At 43.3% G+C, this 4,448-nt stretch carries 3 protein-coding genes and 1 pseudogene; all 4 read right to left on the bottom strand.

The window, feature by feature from the left end; translation table 11 throughout:
* A pseudogene (locus AC1DUA_RS25180) lies at positions 1–376 on the bottom strand (hypothetical protein); the annotation flags it as partial.
* Position 377: 1 nt separating this feature from the next.
* Positions 378–1,583 carry a response regulator gene (locus tag AC1DUA_RS25175; RefSeq protein ID WP_477502371.1) on the bottom strand — a complete coding sequence of 402 codons (1,206 nt, stop codon included), beginning with the start codon at positions 1,581–1,583 and terminating at the stop codon, positions 378–380.
* A 10-nt stretch (positions 1,584–1,593) separates the two neighbouring features.
* Positions 1,594–3,378 carry a sensor histidine kinase gene (locus tag AC1DUA_RS25170; protein ID WP_477502370.1) on the bottom strand — a complete coding sequence of 595 codons (1,785 nt, stop codon included), beginning with the start codon at positions 3,376–3,378 and terminating at the stop codon, positions 1,594–1,596.
* Positions 3,379–3,415: 37 nt separating this feature from the next.
* Complete coding sequence (gene yjfF, locus AC1DUA_RS25165; protein WP_477502372.1) at positions 3,416–4,444, bottom strand: galactofuranose ABC transporter, permease protein YjfF; 1,029 nt, start codon at positions 4,442–4,444, stop codon at positions 3,416–3,418.
* Positions 4,445–4,448: the final 4 nt, after the last annotated feature.

The raw sequence follows: 4,448 nt of genomic DNA, 5'->3' as shown, positions 1-4,448 counted from the left end.
CAATAACAGGAATCTCCTTGTAGACCTCAGTCACGATTGGCGTCAGCTTCTCAGAGTCATTCAGCGAAATAATAAGAAGATCGATGCCGTATTTCATCAGCTTCTGGACATCGTGGACCTGCTTCTCACTGTTTTCTGCCGCATCGGTAAAAATAAGCTTAACGTTCCTGTGCTTTTCGGCTTCTTTGCGAATTTCGTTGTTCATCAGCAGCTGCCGGGGTTCATTCAGGTTGGGCTGACTAATGCCAATTAAAAAATCTGGTTCATCTTTAACCGCTTTAAGGTGCAAGAGGCTTGCGACGAGCATGACCACAACCAGACCTATCAAGCTAAAGAGCAGCAGCCAAATGTAACCTTTTTTTGAGGGAACCTTCATCCTAGTAGTCTCCACGCTTTCTATATTCCAGTGGCGATACGCCTGTCATTTTTTTGAACGTATGACTGAAATAATGCTGCGATTGGTAGCCGACTTTCTTAGCAATTTCATACATTTTGGAAGTGGGATCATTCAGATGTTGAATGGCTTTTTTGATCCGGATGTCAGTAAGGCAATCTACAAATGATTTGCCCAAATCTCTTTTTAACAACTTGCTTAAATAGGTGGCATTGACATTCATCTGTTCAGCCACTTCGGACAAGGACAAATCTTCTTTATAATAGTAGGTTTCCAAATATTTCTTCGTCATCATAACAATAGGCGTCAAAGCGCTTTCACGAATCAATTCCTGATTCATCTCTTCATAATGTCTTGGAACTTGTTCAAGTTGTTCAACAACCGAATGCGTCAGCAGCATGCTGACCCCCAAATAAGTCATGACAACACGTTCAAACTCTTGATACACAGCACGTATGCTGGCAAGATCGGAGATTTGTGTAAGCGCTGCAATTCGACCTCTTTCAGCGCTGAAAATCGTGGAAATCGGCAGCTGCGGAAGCATTTCGCTTAAAATATTTTTGATGGCAAACTCAAGCAACGATGGGTCCCAAATTTTGCTAGGAGCGTTAGCTGTAACTTTGCCGAGCGGCTTCAGCAGCAGCATGCTGATTTTCCCATGGAACTGGGGCTGAAAAAACAGCCATTCTTCCTCAAACTGCTCCTTCGTCAACTTCCCGGTGATCCATTTGCTAAAAAACTCTTCCCGCATCGTTTCCGCATTGAACTCCAATTTATGGTTCATCCATTGCGTATGCTTTTGTTCCACTCTATCTTTCATCAGCACTTCAAGCGCTTTGTTTACCGCTGAGCTAAGCTCCATTTTTTGCACAGGCTTTAGCAAATAATCGAAGGCATTCAGCCTTACAGCTTGCTGGGCATAGGCAAATTCATCATGACCCGAAATGACGATCACCAAGCAATTCGGATTTTGGTCATGCAATTTCTCGATCAACTCAAGACCGTTCATAAATGGCATGTTAATATCAACAAACATCAGATCAGGACAAGCCGAAGCCGCGATTTCTAGCGCTTCTTTGCCGTTTTCAGCTTCAGCAACGACCTCTATGCCCATATCTGCCCATGGAAGCGTTTTACATAAACCGTTTCGAATGCGTGGTTCATCGTCTGCAATCATAAGTTTCCACATATTCGTCACCTCATCCTGTCTTTTTCACTGCTTGCACCATTGGATGCTTGATTTCGACTGTTGTTCCTTGGCCAAGGACACTATAAATCTGAATTCCGTAAGCGGTACCATAAGTGAGCTGGATACGTTCGTTTACATTGAACAAGCCGATGCCGTATTGATCCTCGCGCATTTTCTCGCCACGTAAAATCTGATTGATTTCCTCCAGCTTCTCCGGCGGAATGCCAGCCCCATCATCTGTGATTCGAAAACAAATCAGATCCGACTCTAGTTCAGCGCAAATACTGATCTTCCCCTTGCCTGTTCTTGCCTTGATGCCATGATAAATCGCGTTTTCAATTAAAGGCTGCAGAATAAGTTTAAGGACATGATAGCTATACAAATGTTCCGGGATATCGAATTTAAAATCTAATTTATCCATATAGCGGGACATTTGAATAATCATATAACTCTCGGCGTGCTTGACCTCATCCCGTACTGGAATCCACTCGTTTCCGCGATTCAAGCCAATTCGAAATAGATTCGTAAGCGCCCCGATTACTTCAATAATATCGTCGGCTTCATATTCTTGCGCCATCCACTGGATCGTATCCAGCGTGTTATATAGGAAATGCGGTTTGATCTGGGCTTGAAGGACTTGCAGCTCAGCTTCCCGCTTTTTTTTCTGCTCCATGTAGACCACATTAATTAAATTATTAATTTCTTCCAACATATGATTAAAGCTATTGCCAAGCTGCCCGATCTCATCTTTGGTTTCGGAGACGAAACGTTGATTGAGCTCACCATTCCTCACATGACTCATCAAACTCATCAGCTTACGAATGGGACGAATCAATGTGCCGGTGAAGTAAGTGGACAACAAAGATGCCAAAACAATCGTTATGAAGGTAACGATCAGTGTATACAACTGAATATCTGTGATGACACGCTGGTAATCATCGTTAGGAATAACCCCAATGAATCTCCACTTATTCGTTGTAGAATCATTGAACAAAATGCGATAATCGTGCCCTTTAATCTGCTGTGTAAGACTTCCTTGTGAACCGTCCGGCAGCCACTTGCTCTGGATGCGATAGACGATATCGTTGGTTGGCGCATACACGATGTTGCCTTTGTGATCCAATATGTACATAAATCCGGATTTGCCGAGCTTCACATTTTCAAAGATGGATTTAATCATATCCATTCTTAAATCCATAAGAACGACCCCCAGCACTTCTTCCGTTTGGGGATCTACGACTGCGTGTACGAGCGATAGTACATCGTAAGAACTGTAATTTTGGGACGTAGACACGTTACGCCCTATCGGATTACTAATGATCATTGTATCATTAGGCGCTTTCAGAGCATCCTGAAACCAGGTTTCTTCGATCAATGAATCGCGTGTAATCCGAAACATATCATGCGATGTGAAAGCCCCGCTTTTATTAACTAACATAATGCCCATAATTTCTTTGTTACGCTCTGTATACATGGACAACGTCTTATTAATCCGTAAAACCTCATCTTTAGAAGGTTCTTGTCCCTTCATTTGCATAAACTTCTCGACTTCTGGGTCCTGGCTTATGTAGTGTTGAACATCCTTTAGATGCTCGATGTAATAATCCACATTGCTTTCTACCTGATGAATCATTTGCAGCGTGCTCTGATCTGCTTGATTCTCGGAGTAACTGCTATAAGTTCGAATCCCCCAAAAACTCAGCGTAAGAATAGAGATAAGAATAATTAAGAGAAAGATGCAGTTAAGCTTAAAACGAATGCTGCGGTCGTGCCACCAACGAAGATATGCCCTCACTGCGATCCTCCTCTTAATTGATATGGTTCTTATATTATCACAACTGAACTACGTTTTGGACGGTACTTTTCTTTTTTTTCGGCGTGTGCGGATTCCGCTTTCTTTCCCTTCTCGATACGATGGCTCGCTGCAAGGCGATGAAGGCAAATAAGAGGAAACCGATCACGATTTTCGTCCACCAGGAGCTTAAAGAACCTTGAAACATAATCATCGTTTGAATAACGCCTGCGCTTAATACGCCAAGCATTGGACCTACGAAATAGCCAAATCCGCCTGTTAGCAGGATGCCCCCAATGACACAAGCCGCAATTGCGTCCATCTCGCCTCCCATCAAATGAAGACCATAGCCGGACAGCATGTAGAAAGTAAACACAATTCCGCTTAAAGCCGAGCAGAATCCGCTAAGTGTATAAACTGCCAATTTGGTCACATACACCGGAAGACCCATTAGTTCCGCAGATTTCTCATTCCCGCCAATGGCATAAACGTTTCTGCCAAACGCCGTATATCTTGAAATATAAACAGCTGCAGCGACGGTAACTAACGCGATGACAACCCCAATGGAGATCGATCCATCCCCTGGTAAAGGAATTCTGAAATTGGAAATGGCGCTGTAAATGGGATTATCAATCACGATACTCTCTGGGCTGATCAAAAAGCACGTGCCACGTGCCAAGAACATACCACCGAGGGTGACAATCCACGGATGAATATGAAAACGGCAAATCAGATACCCTTGCAATAATCCAAATATGGTACCTAGCAGCAATACGCTTGGCATAACAACGAATGGATGAATGCCAGCTCTTAGCATGACGGCGGAGAGCACGCTGACCAATGCAATTAGTGAAGCAACCGATAGGTCGATGCCACCTGTCACAATAACAAATGCGAGGCCAGTTGCAACAATAATAAGAAACGCGTTATCAACGAACAAATTCAGAAATACTTGCATAGAGAAAAAGCTGTCAAACATCGCGGAGCCTGTTCCATATAGCGAAATGAACAAGAGAATGGTGGCAATAATGGTGATGTTTGAGGATGTAATTTTAAGCGGCATTTTCATGAAC

It is taken from the genome of Paenibacillus sp. 01T422 (genome assembly GCF_056398785.1).
This window is presented reverse-complemented; position numbering and strand designations above follow the sequence as displayed.